Raw genomic sequence first — 20,599 nt, forward strand, 5'->3', positions numbered from 1 at the left:
ATCCCGGCGATGGCACGGTGAGCCGATTCTTCCTGCGCTGCCGCGGCAGCGCAGGAAGAATCAAGACCGCCTCGAACACAAAATTACTGACACTCCCACGACGCTGCGTGGTGCGGTGACGTCACTTTGAGCTGGAGTGACGTCCCTTTACGGTGCAGAGAAGTCCCTTCAGCGTGCAGTGACGTCCCTTTGCGTTGAAGGGATGTCCCTGCGCCGCGCAGGGATGTCGCCATGACATGGGGCGATGACGCTGCGTGTTGGAGCGACGTCCCTGCGGGTTGCGGCGATGTCGCTGGGGCTTGCGGCGATGACGCTGCGCGTTGCAGTGACGTCCCTGCGGGTTGCGGCGACGTCGCGGGGGCGTGAAGGGATGGCGCGGCGGGGTGGCGCGAGGGCTGCGGGGGTGGGCGTGGGGGCGCTTGCCCGGTGGGGGATGCCGCCGGGGCAGGGCGCGGCGTGCCGCGGGGCGGGTCAGCCGGTGGTGATGAGGCGCGTGATCTCTTCGGTCGGCAGCGGGCGGGCGAACAGGAAGCCCTGCATCACGCTGCACTGGCGGGCGAGGAGGAAATCGCGCTGGGCTTCGGTTTCGACGCCTTCGGCGATGACCTTGAGGCCCAGGTCGCGGGCGATGGAGAGGGTGGCGGCGGCGATGGCGGCGTCTTCGGCGTCGCCGGGCAGGTCGCGCACGAAGGAGCGGTCGATCTTGAGGTGGGTGAGGGGCAGGCGCTTGAGGTAGGCGAGGCTGGAGTAGCCAGTGCCGAAATCATCCAGCGCGAGGCCGATGCCCATGGCGCGCAGGGCGGCCAGCTGGGCTTCGATCTCGGGGGTGGGCTGCATCAGGGCGCTCTCGGTGAGTTCGAGCTCGAGCCGATCCGGAGTGGCGCCGCTATCGGCGATGATCTGGCGGACCCGGGTGAGGAAATCCGGCTTGCGGAACTGCAGCGCCGAGATGTTGATGGCGACCACCGGGCAGGTGTGGCCGGTGCGCTGGGCCAGGGTCTGCCATTCGGCCTGCTGGCGGCAGGCTTCGCGTAGCACCCAGTCGCCCAGGGGCTGGATGAGGCCGGTTTCTTCGGCGATGGGGATGAACTCGTGGGGCGAGACGCGGCCGCGCTCGGGGTGGTTCCAGCGCACCAGGGCCTCGACGCCGACGAGGGTCTGGCCGGGCATCTGCCACTGGGGCTGGTATTCGAGGATCAGCTCATTGCGGTCGAGGGCGCGGCGCAGGGCGTTTTCGAGCTTGAGCCGGGCGTAGGCGCGGCTGTTCATGTCGGGCGTGAAGAAGCGGAAGTCGTTGCGGCCTTCGCTCTTGGCGTCGTACATGGCCGTGTCGGCGTGCTTGAGCAGGGTGTTGATGTCGGCGCCGTTGCCGGGGTAGAGGGCGATGCCGACGCTGGTGGAGGTGACGAGATCCTGGTTGCCCACGTGGAAGGGAGCGTTGAGGCTGGCGATGAGCTTGCGGGCGACGGTGGCGGCGTCGTCGGGGCGGCCGAGCTGGGGCAGCAGCACGACGAATTCGTCGCCACCGATGCGGGCCAGGATGTCTTCGTCGCGCAGGCTGCCGGAGAGCCGCTTGGCCACGGCCGAGAGCAGGCGGTCGCCCACCGGGTGGCCGAGGGTGTCGTTGATGGTCTTGAAGTTGTCGAGATCGAGGAACAGTACGCCCAGGCGCAGCTGGTTGCGGCGGGCGAAGGCGAGGGCCTGCTCGGCGCGGTTGATCCAGAGGGTGCGGTTGGGCAGGCCGGTGAGGGTGTCGTAGTGGGCCAGGTAGTGGATGTGGGCTTCGGCGGCGCGGCTGGCGGTGACGTCCTGCACGGTGCCCCGCAGCAGGGTGCCGCCGGCGGGGTTGGGGGTGGCCTCAATGGTGAAATGGACGGTGCGGCTCTCGCCGTTTTCGGGGGGCAGGCGCACGTCGAGGCTGGCATTGGGCTGGCCGTTGGCCACCCGGTGGAGGGCATCGCGAAGGGTGGAGCGGTCGGACGGGAGCACGGCGTCGAGCAGGGCGCCGAGCTGGCTGTCGCACTCGGCGGGGATGCCGAGCACCCGGTAGAGCTCGGCCGACCAGTGGCTGGCGCCGGTGATGGGGTCGGCCTCCCATGAGCCGAGGCGGGCGATGCGCTCGGCGTGGGTGAGGATGGCCTGCTGGGCTTGGAGGCGCCGGCTGGTGTCGGCGAGCTCGCTGGTGCGCTGGCCCACCATCTCCTCGATGCGCCGGGCGCGCCCGGTCGTGGCGAGGAGGAAGGCGCCGAGGAGGCCGGTGGACACCAGGCCGATGGCGATCAGGGTCCAGGTTTCCCAGCCGCGGTTGAGGGCGGCGTAGGCCGGTGTGGGGGCGAAGCCGAGGCGCCAGGTCTGGCCGGCGAAGTCGAAGGTTTCCTGCCAGGTGTGGATGCCGCCGGGGCCGGCCTGGCCCACCGAGGGGCACTGGGCAAGGCCGGCAAGGCGCTTGCCGCGGGGCTGGGCAATGGTCACTTCTTCGAGGCAGTAGCCCACCCCGGGCACCGGTTGCTGGCTGAGGACGCTCTCGACCGCCTCTTCGAGCCGCAGGGCGACGAACACGAGGCCGGCCGGCGGGGTCTGGAGCGTGCTGCCGGGGGCGAGGGTGCGCTGGTAGATCACCACGCCCAGCTTGTGCTCGGTTTCCTGGGTGAGTTCGAAGGCGCGGGTGGCGGCGGCGGTGCCGCTGGCCACGGTGCGCTGGACGGCGTCGAAGGAGTTGGGGATCGAGCTGACGTTGACGCCCAGGGCGCGGCGGTTGCGGCTGAGCGGGGTGATGTGGCGGATGACGAAGTATTCGTCCCGCGGGGCGAGGGGGACCAGCTGGTTGTGGCCGTCCCGGTCGACAACCCGGAAATCCGCGGTGGCAGGCGAGGTGCGGGCGCTGCGTTCAAGGGCGGGAACCCCGGCAGCGGGGGTGAGGGCAATCCAGCCGATGGCCTGGAGCCCCGGGTAGCGCGACTGCCAGGTGGACGAGAGTTGTTCGAAAGTGGGCGTATCGATGGCGGGAGAGGCCACCATCACGCGCTCGCTGGCCTGGAGCACGTCCAGGTAGTCGGCAAAGCGTGTGCGGACGAGGCTGGCGAGGTGGCTGGCGTCGCGCTCGAAGCGGGATTGCAGGCGCTGTTGTTCCCACCGGGCAACCTGGATCTCGAGCCCCACCAGCAGGACGAGGGCGATGCCCAGGGGCAGGGCGATGGGCAGCCGGCGCGGTGCCCATTCGTTGCGCGGGGTGCCGATGAAGACGAAGGTGAGCGGCGCGGCGATGAGGATTCCGATGGCGTCGCCAGCCCACCAGTTCCACCAGCTGAAGGCGGCTTCAGCCGGGGGCAACCCGCCCAGCACGACGAGCGCGGTCACGCCGATGGTGGCGCCCACGAGGCAGCTCAGGGGCGCGGCGGCAAACAGCAGGCGGACGATGGAATCCGCGGTGTCGAGGGTGATCGGAAAACGGATCCAGCGCCGGGCCATGAAGCTGCCCGCGATCGCCTGGAGCGAGGCGCCGGCGCCAACGTAAAGCGGCAGCAGCAGGCTGCGGTCGGGCAGCCCGGCATGATAGCCCGCATAGATGTTGGTGATGATCGAGCCGGCAAAAATTGCCGGCCAGATGCCGTAGCCGTAGATGAGCATCGCCGCGAGCGCGACCCCGGCGGCCGGGAACAGCGGCGCCACGTAGCCCGGCGGGATGGCGAGGTGAAGTGCGATGAGCCCGCAGACCGTGTAGGCGAGGGCGATGCCCAGTTGCGGGCGGATGCCGGGTGCGATGCGCATCGGGTTGGTTTGAGTACGGTAGGCGGGTGTCTGGCAGCCAATCGCAGCATTGTAACTGCTCGGATGGGTATGGGACGTTCCGCGACCCCCGGAACCATGCAGATACCGTGCCCGAAGGAGGGCGCCCGCAAATGCTGCAATGCGGTAGTATCGCGGTCCGCGCGGAGGCGACCAGCCTCTGCTGATGGATTTGGCGCCCGCGCATGACTGGCGGGCCCGTGCAGATTCTGGAGGTCTGGATGTCCACGGTGCTTGCTGAAGGACAAATCACCCACGCAAAGCCGGAGCGGGTGTTGCCCGTTGCGCTGGCGGCGATGGGTGTTGTATTCGGGGACATCGGCACGAGCCCCCTGTACACGATGAAGGAAGTCTTCAACGGCCCCCATGCGGTGCCGGTGACGCCGGACAACGTGATCGGGATCCTGTCGCTGGTCTTCTGGGCGCTGACCATCGTGGTGTCGCTCAAGTACGTGGTGTTCATCATGCGGGCCGACAACCGGGGCGAGGGCGGCATCATGGCGCTCACCTCGCTGGCCCTGCGCACCAACAACTCGCCCCGGCTCGGGGCGGGCATGGCGGCACTGGGCTTGTTCGGGGCGGCGCTGTTCTATGGCGACGGGGTGATCACGCCGGCCATCTCGGTGCTCTCCGCGGTCGAGGGCCTTGAAGTGGCCACGCCGGCCTTCCGGCCCTACGTGCTGCCGATCTCCCTGGCGGTGCTCACCGGGCTGTTCGTGATCCAGCGCAAGGGCACGGCCAAGGTCGGGGCGGTTTTCGGGCCGGTGATGCTGTTCTGGTTCACCACCCTCGGGGTGCTCGGGGCGGTCAACATCACCCGCCATCCGGACGTGCTGCGGGCGATCAATCCGGTCTATGCGATGGATTTCTTCGCCAACAACCACTGGCACGGTTTTCTGGCGCTGGGGGCGGTGGTGCTCGCCATCACCGGCGGCGAGGCGCTGTATGCCGACATGGGCCACTTCGGGCGCCGGCCGATCAAGGTGGCGTGGTTCGGCTATGTGTTTCCGGCGCTGTATCTCAATTACCTGGGGCAGGGCGCGCTGATCCTCGACGACCCGACAGCGGTCAGGAATCCCTTCTACAACCTAGTGCCCGACGCGCTGATCCTGCCGATGGTGGGCCTCGCCACGCTGGCGACGATCATCGCGTCCCAGGCGGTGATCTCCGGCGCCTTCTCGCTTACCAAGCAGGCGATCCAGCTGGGCTACTCCCCGCGGATGCACGTGATCCACACCTCCGAGCGGGAGATTGGCCAGATCTACGTGCCCAACGTGAACTGGATGCTGCTGGGGGCGGTGGTGGCGCTGGTGATCAGCTTCCATTCGTCGAGCGCGCTGGCGTCGGCCTACGGCATCGCGGTGACGCTCACGATGATGATCGACACCCTGCTCGCCTTCGTGGTGGTGCGTGCCCTGTGGCGCTGGGGCTGGCTGGCGTCGGTGAGCTTCCTGATCCTGTTCTTCATCGTCGACTTTGCGTTCTTCAGCGCCAACAGCGTGAAGATCTTCGACGGTGGGTGGTTTCCGCTGGCGATGGGCCTGGGCGTGCACGGGCTGCTGATGACCTGGAAGCGCGGCCGCGAGGCGCTGGCCGAGCGGATGCGCCAGGACACGATGCCGCTGACCCTGTTCATCCAGTCGATGTTCCATGATCCCCCGCTGCGCGTGCCCGGCACCGGCGTGTTTATGACCACCGCGCCGGACGGCGTGCCCCGGGCGCTCCTCCACAACCTGCTCCACAACAAGGTGCTGCACGCCCGGGTGGTGCTGGTGAATGTGGTGACCGAGGACATCCCGTGCGTGCCTGTGTGCGAGCGGGTGCGGGTGGAAGAACTCGATTTCGGCTTCTATCGGGTGTTCGTGCGCTACGGCTTCAAGGACGACCCGGACATTCCGGCGGCGCTGGCGATGTGCGCCGACCAGGGCCTGCCCTTCGAGCTGATGGAGTCCTCGTTCTTTCTTGGGCGGGAGACGCTGATTCCGCGCAAGACCTCGCCGCTCACCCTGTGGCGGGACCGGCTGTTCATCCTGATGTTCCGGAACGCCCACAGCGCGGCCGACTTCTTCAGCATTCCGCCCAACCGGGTGGTCGAGTTCGGTACGCAGGTCGAGCTTTGACAATTTTAGACAACTGGCAGAGTACCTAAAGCGGGCATTACGACGTTATAATAATTGGTGCTGACAGGCTTTAACGTCGGCCAGAAACCGGTCCGGGTCGTCGGGCGAGGAAGCGCGGGGCGCTGCCTTGTCTGCCGTTGCCGGCCGGTTCATTTTGGATGTGTTTCCGACCGTAAATTCGACGGGTGTCTCGATGGTGATATTTTGTTGTGGTAGAACGTCGGGTCGGCGAAGTCATCCCCCTTGTGACGGGCATCACAGGAGGCAGGGTTCATAAGCGCTATCGTTCGACTGCACGGATTTTCACGCATTTTGCAAGTATGCGTCGCGTGCCTGGCATGTCCGGTAGCCGTTCCTGGCCGCTCGGAAAAGCGGTTTTCGTAGGGGCTTGTGGTTGAGTTGTCCGCCACTCGGCTTGATCAAATTTGCATGGGAGGCTGTCCTTCAAGGGCGGTCGGTGCTCAGAATGCTCAAACTCTTCAATCATTACGTTCCGTCCAGCACGATCCAGCGACTGGTCTTTGACGCCTTGTTGCTTTTTGTGGCGGTGGTTGTCGTGTTCGTGATGCAGGCCCGGGTGGATGGTGGCCTGGTGGCGACTGTGGTGCCGTCGGCGTTTGCCTTCGCGGTGACCATGATGATCCTGAACGGCGCCCTTGGCCTGTATCGGGCGGGTTTCGGCTCGGATTTCCGGCAGACCCTGATGCGTGTCGGCATGTCGATCGTGCTGAGCGTTCCCGTGGCTTACGGTATATTTCAGGTCCTTCCGTGGGGCGAGTTCGCACATGAGGCGCTTGAACTCAACGTGATCGCCCTTCTTGGTTTCGTGGTCGCCGTCCGTGGTTTCACTGCCCGGCGGACGGGTGCAGGGGTTTTTGTGAAACGTATCATGGTGATCGGGACCGGGTCGGACGCCGCAGCCGTCGAGCATGCGCTGACCCATCCCGCCAACTCCAGCCTTCAGGTGGTGGGTTTCTATCCCGCCGGCGCTGGCGACGAGATTCGCATCGATCCGAAGCGGGTCATCCATTTCGATGGCAGCCTGCTTGCCGCGGCCAATCACCTGCGCGTCAATGAAATCATCGTGGCGGTCAAGGAGCGTCGCGGTGGTGCCATTCCGCTGCGTGAGCTGCTCGACTGCAAGATGGCCGGCATCAAGGTGCTCGACCTCTCCAGCTTCTTCGAACGTGTGCGTGGTCAGGTGCGCATCGATTCCCTGCGTGCCAGCTGGCTGATCTACGGCGAAGGCTTCCGTCAGGGCTGGGGTCGCACGCTGGTCAAGCGCGTGTTCGACATCTTCGTGTCGCTACTCCTGCTGGTGCTTGCGGCGCCGGTGATGGTGCTGGCGGCGCTCCTGATCGTGATCGAGGACGGCGCGCCGGTGTTCTACCGCCAGGAGCGTGTCGGCCTGGGTGGCCGCCTGTTCAAGGTGACCAAGTTCCGCAGCATGCGCCGGGATGCCGAGCGCGATGGCAAGCCCCGCTGGGCGACCGCCAACGATGACCGCGTGACCCGCGTCGGCCGTTTCATCCGCAAGTGCCGCATCGACGAACTGCCGCAACTGTTCAATGTGCTGAAGGGCGACATGAGTCTCGTCGGCCCGCGCCCGGAGCGCCCTTTCTTTGTCGATCAGCTCACCCGCGACATTCCCTTCTACGCCGTCCGCCACTGCGTCAAGCCGGGCGTGACCGGCTGGGCTCAGGTCCGCTACCAGTACGGTTCGTCGGTGGATGATGCGATCAACAAGCTGCAGTACGATCTGTACTACGTCAAGAATCACACCCTGTTCCTCGATACCGTGGTCCTGTTCGAGACGGTGCGGGTTGTGCTGACCGGAGACGGTGCACACTAAACCATTCAGGCGTCGCGTTCCCCGGCAGGGGATGGTCTGAACCCAGGACGCTCCCCTTGCCGGGAGCGTCTGCTTTTATTGAGGCTCGATGGAATCAATCCTTTCGCAGGTCTCGGCGTGGAGCTACGCCTTTGCGGCGGTGCTGCACGGGCTGTTTGCGCTTTACCTCGGCGTGGCCTGGCGCAGGGGCCGGCAGGGCATCCTGCTGATCGCAGCGGTGGTGGCCAGTGCCCTGTGGGCGGTGGCGAACTGGGTGTTTTCCACCTCGGGCTGGGTCTGGATGTTCCAGCTGGCCAATCTGCTGGACGTGCTGCGGATGGCGGCGTGGTTCGGCTTCCTCCTGAGCATGCTGTCCCAGGCGTCGGGCGACGGGCCCGATTCCGGGCTGCCGGCGTGGCCCAAGCCGGGCATGCTGGCCATCGTCACCCTCGGGGCGATCGGCGTGATCTGCTTCACCCTGGGTGTGCCGCTGTATGGCACGCCGCTGCGCACCTGGGCCGCCACGGCGCTGATGACCGCGGTGTTCGGCCTGGTGCTGCTGGAACTCTTCTACCGGGCGGTCATCGAGCGCTCCCGCTGGGGCGTCAAGCCGCTGGTGCTGGCGCTGGGCGGGCTGTTCGCCTTTGACGTCTATCTGTACTCCGAAATGCTGCTGTTCAGCCGCATCCACCCGGTGATCTGGGGGGTACGCGGCTTTGCCCACGCCCTGGCGCTGCCGCTGGTGGCGGTGTCGGCGTCGCGCAATCCGGAATGGACCTTCCGGATCTCGGTCTCGCGGCACGTGGTGTTCCATTCAACCGCGCTGGCTGGGTCGGGCCTGTACCTGCTGATCATCGCCGGCGCCGGCTACTACATGCGCTACTTCGGTGGCGAGTGGGGCGAGGCGCTGCAACTGGCGCTGCTGTTTGGTGGCGTGCTGTTCCTGGGTGTGGTGTTCTTCTCAGGGGCCTTCCGGGCCCGGCTGCGGGTGTTCCTCGCCAAGCATTTCTTCGCCTACCGGTACGACTACCGCACCGAGTGGCTGGGCGTGACCCAGGCCCTGTCGGTGGCAGGGGACGGGCTCAGTCTCGGCGAATCGGTGGTCAAGGCGCTGGCCGATCTGGTCGAGAGCCCGGGTGGTGGCGTGTGGCTGCGGGATGCCAACGGCTGCTTCAGCCAGCAGGCGCGGCTCAACATGCCGCACTATGGCCTGCAGGAGCGCGAGGATTCCGATTTTGCCCGCTTCATGCTGGAGCGCGAGTGGATCGTCAATCTGCAGGAGGCCCGCAGCGGTTTCTCGCCCGATGTGACGGCGCCGCTGCCCGAGTGGGCGTCCGAGCTCGCCGACATGTGGCTGATCGTGCCGCTGATCTCGTCGGGCGTGCTGGTGGGCTTCGTGGTGCTGCTTACCCCGCGCACGCCGGTGGATGTGAACTGGGAAGTCCTGGATCTGCTCAAGATGGCGGGCCGGCAGGCCGCCAGCTATTTTGCCCGGATGCAGGCTACCGAAGCCCTGCTCGAGGCCCAGAAGTTCGACGCCTTCAACCGGATGTCGGCCTTTGTGGTCCATGATCTGAAGAATCTTGTTGCACAGATGTCGCTGATGCTTCGCAATGCCGAGCGACACAAGGACAATCCGGAGTTCCAGGCCGACATGCTCGACACCGTCCGGCATGTGGAGTCGCGGATGCGCGGGCTGATGGCCCAGCTGATGGAAAAGACCCCGATCAACCAGCGCAAGCCGGTCTTGCTGAAGGGGTTGCTCGAGCACATCGTCCAGTCGAAAAGGATGTTCCGTCCGTGCCCCACCTTTGAGGAAGGGGCGCCGGAGCTGGCAGTTTTTGCGCATTCCGAACGACTCGAACGTATCCTTGGGCATATCGTGCAAAATGCCCTAGACGCTACTTTGGAGCATGGTAGTGTGTCAGTACGGCTATCCCAGGAGGGTAATCAGGCGTGCATCACCGTCCGGGATACCGGGTCGGGCATGTCGACCGCATTCATCCGGGACCAGCTTTTCAAGCCATTCCAGACAACGAAGGCGAGCGGAATGGGGATCGGCGCCTACGAGGCGCACCAATATGTTCAGGAACTGGGTGGCAATCTGACCGTTCAGAGCGAGGTGGGTGTCGGAACCTGCTTCGAGATCAGGTTGCCCATTGCCGCGAACGCTCAGAATGCCGGTAACAAAGCGGTAGCAGAATAGGGATATGACTGATAAACGCAGGACTTTGCTGATCGTCGAGGATGATCCGGCGCTTCAGAAGCAGATGCGCTGGGCCTTCGATCAGTACGAGACGGTGGTTGCCAACAATCGTGAAGAGGCCATCGCGCAGCTGAGGCGCTACGAACCTGCCGTCGTGACGATGGACCTGGGTCTGCCGCCGGCGCCGGACGACGTGACCGAGGGCTTCAAGCTGCTGGGTGAGATCCTCGCGCTGGCCCCCGACACCAAGGTGGTTGTCCTCACCGGGCAGCACGACCGCGAGAACGCCGTGCGTGCGGTGGGCATGGGTGCCTACGATTTCTTCGCCAAGCCCTTCGAGCCCGAGCTGCTGGCGCTCACCCTGGATCGCGCGCTGCGCCTCTACGATCTGCAGCAGGACAACCGCCGTCTGAAGATCCAGCAGGGCAGCGCCCTGTCCGGTCTCATCACCCGCGACGCGGGCATGCTCAAGGTGTGCCGCCTCATCGAGCGCGTGGCTTCCGCCAACGTCACGGCCATGCTGCTGGGCGAAAGCGGCACGGGCAAGGAAGTGCTGGCCCGCGGCCTGCACGAGCTGTCGCCCCGCCGCAACGAGCGCTTCGTGGCGATCAACTGTGCGGCGATTCCCGAAAACCTCCTCGAATCCGAACTCTTCGGCTACGAGAAGGGCGCCTTCACCGGCGCGGTCAAGCAGACCCTCGGCAAGATCGAAGTGGCCAACAAGGGCACGCTGTTCCTCGACGAAATCGGCGATCTGCCGATGCCGCTGCAGGCCAAGCTGCTGCGCTTCCTGCAGGAGCGGGTGATCGAGCGCATCGGCGGACGCGAGGAAATCCCCGTGGATGTGCGCATCATCTGCGCCACCCACCAGGACGTGAAGGGCCTGATCCAGGCCGGCCGTTTCCGGGAAGACCTTTACTACCGCCTCGCCGAGATCGTCGTGGACATCCCGGCCCTGCGCGACCGGGACGGCGATGCGGTGTTGCTGGCCCACGCCTTCGTCCAGCGTTTCGCGGGCGATCACGGGCGTGGCGCGATGACGCTCACGGACGACGCCGTCCACAGCATCGAAACCCATCGCTGGCCGGGTAACATCCGTGAGCTCGAGAACGCGATCAAGCGCGCGGTCATCATGGCCGACGGCAACTGCATCACGGCCGAGGACATCGGCCTTGACGTCAATCCCGACGAAGAACTGGAAGCCCTCAACCTGCGTGTCGTCCGCGAGGAAGCCGAACGACGTGCGGTGGTCAGGGTGATGGCACGGGTCAATGGCAACGTGGCCAGGGCGGCGGAGGTGCTGGGAATCAGCCGTCCGACGCTCTACGATCTGATGAACCGGTTCGGAATCAAGAAAGAGACTTCAACGTGACTCAAGGAACCATGCTAATGCGTGTTCAAAATCAACGCCGTACCGTGCGGAATGCTGCCATCAGCACCCTTTGCGCCTTCCTTCTGGCTGCATGCGGTGCAAGTACCGAGTCCATGGTCACGTCCGCCAAGGAGTACATCGCCAAGAACGATCGTAACGCGGCGTCGATCCAGCTCAAGAATGCGCTCCAGAAAGATGCCAACCTCGGCGAAGCCCGTTTCCTGCTGGGCAAGATCAACTACGAGCAGGGCGACTACGCCGGTGCCGAAAAGGAACTGAGCCGCGCGCTGGATGCCGGCTATTCGCCCGATGAAGTCGTGCCGCTGCTGGCCAAGGCGCTGGTCGCCACCGGCCAGGGTGACAAGATCACCACCGAGCTCGCCAACCGCCGGCTCGAGAAGCCCGAGAGCCGGGCTGCCATCCTCACCATGCAGGGCACCAACCTGATCGGCAAGGGCAAGATCGACGAGGCCCGCGAAGCCTTCAATTCGGCCCTGCGCGAATCGGCCAACTACCCGCTCGCCCGTGTGGGCCTGGCCCGCCTGCGGGCGATCGGCCGCGACTTCGACGGCGCGCTGGTCGATGTGGATGCGGTGCTGAAGGATGCGCCGACCCTGCCCGAAGCCCACTCCCTGCGCGGTGACCTGCTGCTGACCATGGGCCGCGTCGATGAAGCGATCCCGGCCTTCGAGGCGGTGATTGCCGCCAAGCCCACCGATGTGGGTGCTTACCAGAACCTCATCTCGGTGCTGCTGCGCCAGAACAAGGTAGATCTGGCCCAGGCCAAGGTGACCGAGATGCGCAAGGCCCTCGGCGGTCACCCGATGGCGGTGTACCTGCAGTCCTACATCAATCTGCGCAGCGGCAAGGCGAAGGAAGCCTACGACGGCGTGCAGCAGGTGCTGCGCGTGGCCCCCGACTACATCCCGGCTCTCCTGCTGGCGACCACCCTGCAACTGCAGCGCCAGGATTTCGTCCAGGCCCAGGAAAACGCCAAGAAGGTCATCGAGCGCGCCCCCAATCTGCAGATGGATGGCCCGCCGCCTGCTCGTGACCGCCTACATCGGCACGCGTGAGCCGTCCCGCGCCCTCGAAGCGCTCCAGCCGCTGCTGAAGGACAAGGTCGAGGACGTCGCCGTGCTCAACCTCGCCGGTCAGGTCTATGCGATGAACGGTGATTTCAACCGTTCCGAGCAGTATTTCCAGCGTGCCACCCAGGCTGATCCGAAGAACGCCCAGTACCGCACCCGGCTCGGCGTCTCTCGCCTTGTCGGCGGCGAAGCCGACCAGGCCTTCCAGGATCTGGAAGCCGCGTCTGCCCTCGACCAGGACAACATCCAGGCCGACATCACCCTGATCATGGCCCACCTGCGCCGCAACGAAGTGGCCAAGGCGGTCGCCGCGGTTCAGACCCTCGAGAAGAAGAAGCCGAACGATCCCGTCACCTACAACATGAAGGGCGGCGTGCTGCTTGCCAGCAAGGATACGGCCGGTGCCCGCAAGGCCTTCGAGAAGGCGCTCGAACTGCGTCCGGACTTCCTGCCGGCGGTGAGCAACCTTGCCCGCCTCGACATGGCCGACAAGAACATCGATGCGGCCCGCAAGCGCTTCGAGACCTTCGTTGCCGCCAACCCGAAGGTGGCCCAGGGCTACATGCAGTACGCCGAACTCCAGGCCATGACCGGTGGCCAGAACAAGGACATCCAGGCGCTGCTCGAAAAGGGCCTGACCGCCGTGCCGACCTCGCTGCCGATCCGCACCGCGCTGGTGGCGATGCTGGCGCAGTCGGGTGACACCAAGCGCGCGCTGCTGCTGGCCCAGGAAGCCCAGGCCGGCTCGCCGGACGATCCGGCCCTGCTCGAACTCCTTGCCCGCGCCCAGGTGGCCGCCGGCGAGAACCAGCAGGCCCTCACCACTTTCGGCAAGCTGAGCTCCCGCATGCCGAATTCGGTAGCGCCGCTGGTGGCCATGTCCGACCTGCAGGTGGCAGCCAAGGATTTCGCAAGTGCCGAGCAGAGCCTGCGCAAGGCCCTGGCGCTCAAGCCCGATGCCGTCGAAGCCCAGCAGCGCCTGATCTCGCTGCTGCTCCAGAGCAAGCGTGGCGACGCGGCGATCGCAGTGGCCAGGGACGTGCAGAAGCAGCACGGCGAATCGTCGGTCGGTTTCCTACTCGAAGGCGAGGCCCTTTCCGCCATGGGCAAGTCTGCCGATGCCGTCGGGCCTTACTCCGAAGCCTTCAAGCGCGACAAGAGCCCGCAGTCGCTGATCCGCGTGCATTCCGCGCGGCTCGCCGCAGGCCAGGAGCAGGAAGCGGCCAAGCTGGTGTCCGAGTGGGTCAAGGCCAATCCGAAGGATATGGTCATCCGCACCTACCTCGCCGAGCGCAGCCTGTCCGAGCAGAAGTACGAATCGGCCGTCCAGCAGTATCGCCAGATGCTCGAGATGGCACCCAAGAACGCCATGCTGCTCAACAACCTGGCGTGGGCGCTGGGCAAGCTCAACGACAAGAGTGCCGTCAGCGTCGCCGAGCAGGCCGTGTCCCTGGCCCCCAACAGCCCGGTTGTGCTCGACACCCTCGGCACGCTGCTGATGGACAGTGGCAACACGGCCAAGGGCATCGAGACGCTGAAGAAGGCCGTGAGCCTCGGGCCCAAGCTGCCGCAGCTGCGCATCAACCTTGCCCGCGCCCTCATCAAGAGCGGCGACAAGGACGGTGCCCGCAAGGAGCTGGACGAAGCTCAGCGTAACGCCCCCGAAAAATCCCCGGTTGCCGCCGAGATCGAAAAGATCCGCGCGACCCTCTGATCAAGTCTTCACATTCGTTATCAGGAACCTCTGAAATGACCACCATTGCAGTTATCGGCCTCGGCTACGTTGGCCTGCCCCTCGCCGTTGAATTCGGCAAGAAAGTGAAAACCGTCGGTTTCGACCTCCACCAGGAGAAGGTCGATGCCTACGCCCGCCACGTGGACCCGACCGGCGAAGTCGCCACCGAAGACCTGAAGGCCGCGGTGCACCTCACCTGCAGCACCGACCCGAAGATCATCGCAGAAGCCGACTTCATCATCGTCGCCGTGCCCACCCCGGTGGATGACGCCCACCAGCCGGACTTCACCCCGCTGGTCAAGTCCTCCGAGAGCGTCGGCAAGTACATGAAGAAGGGTGCGATCGTCGTCTACGAATCCACCGTGTATCCCGGCGCCACCGAAGAAGTCTGCATCCCCATCCTCGAGAAGTTCTCGGGCATGAAGTGGAAGCAGGACTTCAACGTCGGCTACTCCCCCGAGCGCATCAACCCGGGCGACAAGGAACGTACCGTCACCAAGATCATGAAGGTCGTCTCCGGCGATACCCCGGAAACCCTCAAGATCGTCGCCGACACCTACGCCTCCGTGATCACCGCCGGCGTCTACCCGGCCAGCTCCATCAAGGTCGCCGAAGCCGCCAAGGTCATCGAGAACACCCAGCGCGACCTCAACATCGCCCTGATGAACGAACTCTCCGTGATCTTCCACAAGATCGGCATCGACACCCTCGAAGTGCTCAAGGCCGCCGGCACCAAGTGGAACTTCCTGCCCTTCCGTCCGGGCCTGGTGGGCGGCCACTGCATCGGCGTCGACCCGTACTACCTCACCCACAAGGCCGACATGCTGGGCTACCACCCGCAAGTCATCCTCGCCGGCCGTCGCATCAACGACAGCATGGGCAAGTACGTCGCCGAAGAAACCGTCAAGACCATGATCCAGAACGGTCTCAACATCAAGGGCGCCGACGTGATCGTGCTGGGCCTCACCTTCAAGGAAAACTGCCCGGACCTGCGCAACAGCAAGGTCATCGACGTGATCCGCGAACTGCAGAGCTACGGCGTCAAGGTGCACGTGCACGACCCGGTGGCCGAATCCGCCGAGGCCGAGCACGAGTACGGCGTGAGCCTCACCGCCTGGGACAAGCTCCCGAAGGCCGGCGCCATCGTCGCCGCCGTCGCCCACAAGGAATACGCCGAGATGGGCGTGGCCAAGCTGTGCGACAAGCTGGTGCCGAACGGCGTGTTCACCGACGTGAAGAGCTTCTACGATCCGGCCGAGATCGAAGCGGTGGGCGCCAAGGTTTGGCGTCTCTAAGCGGGCCCCGGGGCATGACGCGCGTGAAGCAGCTGCTTTCCATCGTCCTGCTGGGTGCGAGCCTGGCAGGCGGCGCGCGCGTCGTGCAGGCCGCCGAGCCGAAGTTCGAGGCCGCCAACGTCGATGCCCGGCAGATCGTCGAGCAGGCGCTGGCCTTCGAGCACGGTGAAGGCGTCCCCCGTGATCCCGAACGGGCGGCCGAGCTGTATTGCGAGGCGGTCCGTTCGGGCAGTGCCGAGGCGATGTACAGCCTGGGCTGGATGTACGCGAACGGCCGCGGTGTGCCCCGGGACGACGGGATCGCCGCGACGCTGTTCGAGATGGCGGTGTTCAAGGGTCACGAAGGCGCCGGCAAGGCCCGTCGGGTGGCCGGCGAATACACCGGCGCGGTGCCCGAATGCCTGAAGACGCACAGCGTCGAGTGGGCGTTCTCGATCCGCGACAACTGGGATTCCCGCAAGTATCTGGCGTCGCTGCCTGAGCGCAAGAAGAAGATGGTCGAGCTGATCACCACGCTCGCCCCGCGTTTCTCGATCGAGCCGCGGCTGGCGCTGGCCATCGCGACGACCGAGTCCAATTTCGATTCCAATGCCCTGTCGCCCAAGAACGCGATGGGCGTGATGCAGCTGATCCCCGAGACGGCCAGCCGTTTCAACGTCAAGGACAGCTACGATCCGGTGGAGAACATCAAGGGTGGCCTTGCCTACCTGCGCTGGCTGCTGGCCTACTACCGGGGCAACGTGGCGCTGGCCGTGGCCGGCTACAACGCTGGTGAAGGCGCGGTGGACCGCTATCGGGGCGTGCCCCCGTACAAGGAAACCCAGGCTTACGTCCGGCGCATCCTCGAATTCTTCCCGCGGACGGAACATCCCTTCGATGCGAGACTCGTAAACGCATCGCCTGCGCTCTCTGCGATCAAGGCCGTCAATTAGTGAGGTGAGCCCGATGGGTTTCCGAATTTCCCGTTCGCTGATGTCCGGGGTGATGGCGCTCGCCTGTGTCGTCGCTCCGCCGGCAAGGGCTGACTTCCCCGATACCGTGGCGTCGGTCAAGCGCTCCGTGGTTGCGATTGGGACCCTGTCTCCCACGCGGAACCCCCGTTTCCGATTTCTCGGAACCGGCTTCGTCGCGGGGAACGGCAATCAGATCGTCACCAACGCCCACGTTGTTGGCGTTTCCGATCTCGGCGACGACGAAAAGCTGGTGATGGCGATGGCGGGCTCGGGAAAGGTGACGGCCCGGCCAATCACCAAGGAGTCCGTCGATATCGAGCACGATCTGGCGGTGGTGCGCTTCGAAGGCCCGCCCATGCCGGCGCTGCCGCTGGGCGATTCGGCCGCGGTGCGCGACGGCCAGGACGTGGCCGTGACCGGCTTCCCCCTTGGCGGCAGCATCGGCATCGTGCCGGTGACCCACAAGGGAATCGTGTCTGCGATCACCCCCATCGGTCGGCCGGTCGCCACTGCGAAGCAGCTGGACGGCGCCGCCGTGCGCAGGCTTGCCGCGGGCGGCTACTCGGTGATTCAGCTCGATCTGATCTCCTACCCGGGCAACAGCGGTAGCCCGCTGTTCGATGCGGGTACGGGCGAGGTGCTGGGCGTGCTCAGCATGGTGTTTGTCAAGGGCGGTAAGGAATCCGCAATAACCTCGCCGTCGGGCATCTCCTACGCGATTCCCGCCGCCTTCGTTAAGACGCTGCTCACGCCCTGAGCCACGCGCTACGCGAGCCTGCCGCACCGGCGTAAAAAAGCCCGAGGTCCAGAAGACCCCGGGCTTTTTTATGCCTTGGCAGATCAGGCCAGCTCGTCCATCGGCACGCAGGAACAGAACAGGTTGCGGTCACCGTAGACATCGTCGATGCGGTTCACGCTCGGCCAGAACTTGTTGTCGCTCACCCACGCCAGCGGGAAGGCGGCTTCGCTGCGGGAGTAGGGGCGGTCCCAGTCGCCCAGGAAGTCGGCCTGGGTGTGGGGCGCGTTCTTCAGCGGGTTGTTGTCAGCGGGAAGGCGGCCTTCCTCGATGGCGCGGAGCTCACCGCGAATCGCCACCATCGCGTCGATGAAGCGGTCGAGCTCGCCCTTATCCTCGGATTCGGTGGGCTCGACCATGATCGTGCCTGCCACCGGGAAGGACATGGTGGGGGCGTGGAAGCCGTAGTCCATCAGGCGCTTGGCGATGTCCACCTCGGAGATGCCGGTGGCAGCCTTGATCGGGCGGATGTCGAGGATGCACTCGTGGGCGACGCGACCCTGGCTGCCGGTGTAGAGCACCGGGTAGTGCGCCGCGAGCTGGCTGGCCACGTAGTTGGCGTTGAGGATGGCCACTTCGGTGGCGCGCTTGAGGCCGCGGCCGCCCATCATGGTGATGTACATCCACGAGATCGGGAGGATGCTGGCCGAGCCGAACTGGGCGGCGGACACCGCGCCCTGGCCGGCGTTGGGGCGATCCTCGCTGCCGGTGGCGGCCACGACGTGGTCGGCCATGAACGGGGCGAGGTGGGCCTTCAGGCCGATCGGGCCCATGCCCGGGCCGCCGCCGCCGTGGGGGATGCAGAAGGTCTTGTGGAGGTTCATGTGGCTCACGTCCGCGCCGATGGTGGCGGGGGAGGTGAGGCCGACCTGGGCGTTCATGTTGGCGCCGTCCATGTAAACCTGGCCGCCGTACTGGTGCACGGTGGCGCAGATTTCGCGGATGGCTTCTTCGAACACGCCGTGGGTGGACGGGTAGGTGATCATCAGTGCGGCGAGCTTGTCGGCGTGCTGCTCGGCCTTTGCCTTGAGGTCGGCGAGGTCGACGTTGCCGTTGTCGTCACAGGCCACCACCACCACATCCATGCCGCACATCTGGGCGGTGGCCGGGTTGGTGCCGTGGGCCGACTTGGGGATCAGGCACACGGTGCGGTGATGATCGCCACGGGCGGTGTGGTAGCGACGGATCGCCACGAGGCCGGCGTATTCGCCCTGGGCGCCGGAGTTGGGCTGCATGCAGATGGCGTCGAAGCCGGTGATCTCGCGCAGCTGGGCGGCGAGGCCCTCGATCATCTCGAGGTAGCCAGCGGTCTGGTCAGCCGGGGCGAACGGGTGGATGTCGGCGAACTCGGGCCAGGTGACGGGGATCATCTCGCTGGTGGCGTTGAGCTTCATGGTGCACGAGCCCAGGGAGATCATCGAGTGATCCAGCGCCAGGTCGCGGTTCTGCAGGCGCTTGAGGTAGCGCAGCATCTCGTGCTCGGTGTGGTGGGTGTTGAACACCGGGTGGGCGAGGATGGCGTCGTCGCGCAGCAGCTCGGCCGGCAGGTTGCCGCCACGGGCGGCGACGGTGGCGTCGAGGGCGGCAACGTCGGCCTTGGCGCCGAAGGCGGCCAGCAGCGCGGCGATGTCGTCGAGGGTGGTCTTCTCGTCGATGGCGATGCCAAGGGCGCGGCCATCCACGTGGCGCAGGTTGAAGCCGGCGGCCTGGGCGGTGGCGTAGATCTCGGCGGAGCGGGCGCCGGTTTCCACCTGGATGGTGTCGAAGAAGGTGTCGGCTGCGAGCACGAAGCCGGCCTGGCGCAGGCCTTCAGCCAGGGTGGCGGCGAGGCGATGGACGCGGGCGGCGATGGTGCGCAGGCCCTCCGGGCCGTGATACACGGCGTACATGCCGGCCATGTTGGCCAGCAGCACCTGGGACGTGCAGATGTTGGAGTTGGCCTTCTCGCGGCGGATGTGCTGCTCGCGGGTCTGCAGGGTCATGCGCAGGGCGGTCTTGCCGCGGGCGTCCTTGGAGACGCCGATGATGCGGCCCGGCATGGAGCGGACATGGCTCTCACGGGTGGCGAAGAAGGCCGCGTGGGGGCCGCCAAAGCCCAGCGGCACGCCGAAGCGCTGGGCCGAGCCCAGGGCGATGTCGGCACCCAGCGCGCCGGGCGACTTGAGCAGCACCAGCGCCAGCAGGTCGGAGGCGACTGCCACCACCGCGCCCTTGGCCTTGAGGCCGGCGATCGGGGCGGCGATGTCGGCCACCACGCCACGCTCGTCCGGGTATTGCAGCAGGGCGCCAAACACGTCGTGGTGGGCCGCCTCGGCAGCGGGGCCGACGATCAGCTCGAAGCCGAAGTAGTCGGCGCGGGTGCGCACCACGTCGAGGGTCTGCGGGAAGACGCCTTCATCCACGAAGAAGGCCTGGCTCTTGACCTTGGAGATGCGCCGGGCCATGGCCATGGCTTCGGCCGCGGCGGTGGCTTCGTCGAGCAGCGAGGCGTTGGCGAGCTCGAGCCCGGTGAGGTCGATGACCATCTGCTGGAAGTTCAGCAGGGCCTCGAGCCGGCCCTGGGCGATCTCGGCCTGGTAGGGCGTGTAGGCGGTGTACCAGCCCGGGTTTTCCATCACGTTGCGCAGGATGACCTTGGGCGTGATGGTGTCGTAGTAGCCCATGCCGATGAGCGATTTCTTCAGCACGTTCTTGCCGGCGATGGCCTTCAGGCGGGCCAGGGCCACGTGCTCGGGCGTCGGTTCGCCGATGGCCAGCGGCGCGGGCAGGCGGATGCCGGCCGGCACGGTCTGGTCGATCAGGGTGTCGAGGGAGTCGACACCGACGGCGGCGAGCAGCGCTGGCAGCTCGGAGGCACAGGGGCCCAGGTGGCGGCGGATGAAGTCGTCGCCCTGTTCGAGCGTGGCGAGCGGGGCGGAGAGAAGCGTCTTCGACATGGGAAAAACTCGGGTTGGGTTACGGCAAAGGCGAGCACGGGCGGCTCACAGGGGGCGCGCCGACGTGGCACGCCCCAGTCGGGCGACGGGAGGTCAGCCGATGGCGGCTTCGTAGCCGGCGGCGTCGAGGAGGGCGTCCACGTCGGCGGCGTTGGCCGGCTTGATCTTGAACAGCCAGGCGGCGTAGGCGTCGGCATTGACGGACTCGGGTGCGTCCACGGCGTCCTGGTTGTTGGCGATGATCTCGCCGGCGACCGGGGCGTAGATGTCGGAGGCAGCCTTGACCGATTCGATCACGGCGATGCTCTCACCGGCGGCGACGACCCGGCCGGCGTCGGGCAGCTCGAGGAAGACCACGTCGCCGAGGGCTTCCTGGGCGTGGTCGGTGATGCCGACGGTGAGGGAGCCGTCCGCTTCGGTGCGGACCCATTCGTGGGAGGCGGTGTAGCGCAGATCGGCCTGGAGCTTGCTCATGGGG

The 20,599-nt window shown here is 66.1% G+C and carries 12 protein-coding genes; 9 read left to right on the forward strand and 3 right to left on the reverse strand.

Annotated elements, in window-relative coordinates; genetic code table 11:
- Positions 1–471: 471 nt before the first annotated feature.
- Positions 472–3,768, reverse strand: coding sequence for an EAL domain-containing protein (locus tag QQK25_RS11195; RefSeq protein ID WP_284188001.1), 3,297 nt, complete (start codon positions 3,766–3,768; stop codon positions 472–474).
- 239 nt (positions 3,769–4,007) lie between these two features.
- Here QQK25_RS11195 and QQK25_RS11200 point away from each other — a divergent pair, with 239 nt between their 5' ends.
- The 9 genes from QQK25_RS11200 (at position 4,008) to QQK25_RS11240 (ending at position 17,146) form a co-directional block, all read left to right on the forward strand.
- Positions 4,008–5,906, forward strand: a complete 1,899-nt coding sequence (locus QQK25_RS11200; protein ID WP_284188002.1) for a potassium transporter Kup — start codon at positions 4,008–4,010, stop codon at positions 5,904–5,906.
- A gap of 466 nt (positions 5,907–6,372) precedes the next feature.
- Positions 6,373–7,758 (forward strand): TIGR03013 family XrtA/PEP-CTERM system glycosyltransferase, encoded by a 1,386-nt coding sequence (locus tag QQK25_RS11205; RefSeq protein ID WP_284188003.1) that lies wholly within the window; start codon positions 6,373–6,375, stop codon positions 7,756–7,758.
- Between the two features lie 88 nt (positions 7,759–7,846).
- Positions 7,847–9,943, forward strand: coding sequence for an XrtA/PEP-CTERM system histidine kinase PrsK (gene prsK, locus QQK25_RS11210; RefSeq protein WP_153160285.1), 2,097 nt, complete (start codon positions 7,847–7,849; stop codon positions 9,941–9,943).
- Between the two features lie 4 nt (positions 9,944–9,947).
- On the forward strand, positions 9,948–11,315 hold the full coding sequence (gene prsR, locus QQK25_RS11215; RefSeq protein ID WP_153160284.1) for a PEP-CTERM-box response regulator transcription factor: 1,368 nt from the start codon (positions 9,948–9,950) through the stop codon (positions 11,313–11,315).
- A gap of 113 nt (positions 11,316–11,428) precedes the next feature.
- Positions 11,429–12,391 (forward strand): tetratricopeptide repeat protein, encoded by a 963-nt coding sequence (locus QQK25_RS11220; RefSeq protein WP_284188004.1) that lies wholly within the window; start codon positions 11,429–11,431, stop codon positions 12,389–12,391.
- Complete coding sequence (gene prsT / locus QQK25_RS11225; protein WP_284188005.1) at positions 12,348–14,120, forward strand: XrtA/PEP-CTERM system TPR-repeat protein PrsT; 1,773 nt, start codon at positions 12,348–12,350, stop codon at positions 14,118–14,120. The genes QQK25_RS11220 and prsT overlap by 44 nt, the downstream gene beginning before the upstream one ends.
- 35 nt (positions 14,121–14,155) lie before the next feature.
- Entirely contained in the window at positions 14,156–15,436 is a 1,281-nt protein-coding gene (locus tag QQK25_RS11230; RefSeq protein WP_284188006.1) for a nucleotide sugar dehydrogenase, read from the forward strand.
- Positions 15,437–15,450: 14 nt separating this feature from the next.
- A complete protein-coding gene (locus tag QQK25_RS11235; protein WP_284188007.1) occupies positions 15,451–16,368 on the forward strand; it encodes a transglycosylase SLT domain-containing protein in 918 nt (305 codons plus the stop codon).
- 13 nt (positions 16,369–16,381) lie between these two features.
- Positions 16,382–17,146 (forward strand): S1C family serine protease, encoded by a 765-nt coding sequence (locus QQK25_RS11240; protein WP_284188008.1) that lies wholly within the window; start codon positions 16,382–16,384, stop codon positions 17,144–17,146.
- Between the two features lie 83 nt (positions 17,147–17,229).
- Here QQK25_RS11240 and gcvP read toward each other — a convergent pair whose 3' ends face one another.
- Both gcvP and gcvH read right to left on the reverse strand, forming a co-directional pair.
- A complete protein-coding gene (gene gcvP, locus QQK25_RS11245; protein WP_284188009.1) occupies positions 17,230–20,121 on the reverse strand; it encodes an aminomethyl-transferring glycine dehydrogenase in 2,892 nt (963 codons plus the stop codon).
- Between the two features lie 93 nt (positions 20,122–20,214).
- A complete protein-coding gene (gene gcvH / locus QQK25_RS11250; RefSeq protein WP_284188010.1) occupies positions 20,215–20,595 on the reverse strand; it encodes a glycine cleavage system protein GcvH in 381 nt (126 codons plus the stop codon).
- Positions 20,596–20,599: the final 4 nt, after the last annotated feature.

Source organism: Zoogloea oryzae (genome assembly GCF_030161255.1).
GTDB classification, from domain to species: Bacteria; Pseudomonadota; Gammaproteobacteria; order Burkholderiales; family Rhodocyclaceae; genus Zoogloea; species Zoogloea oryzae.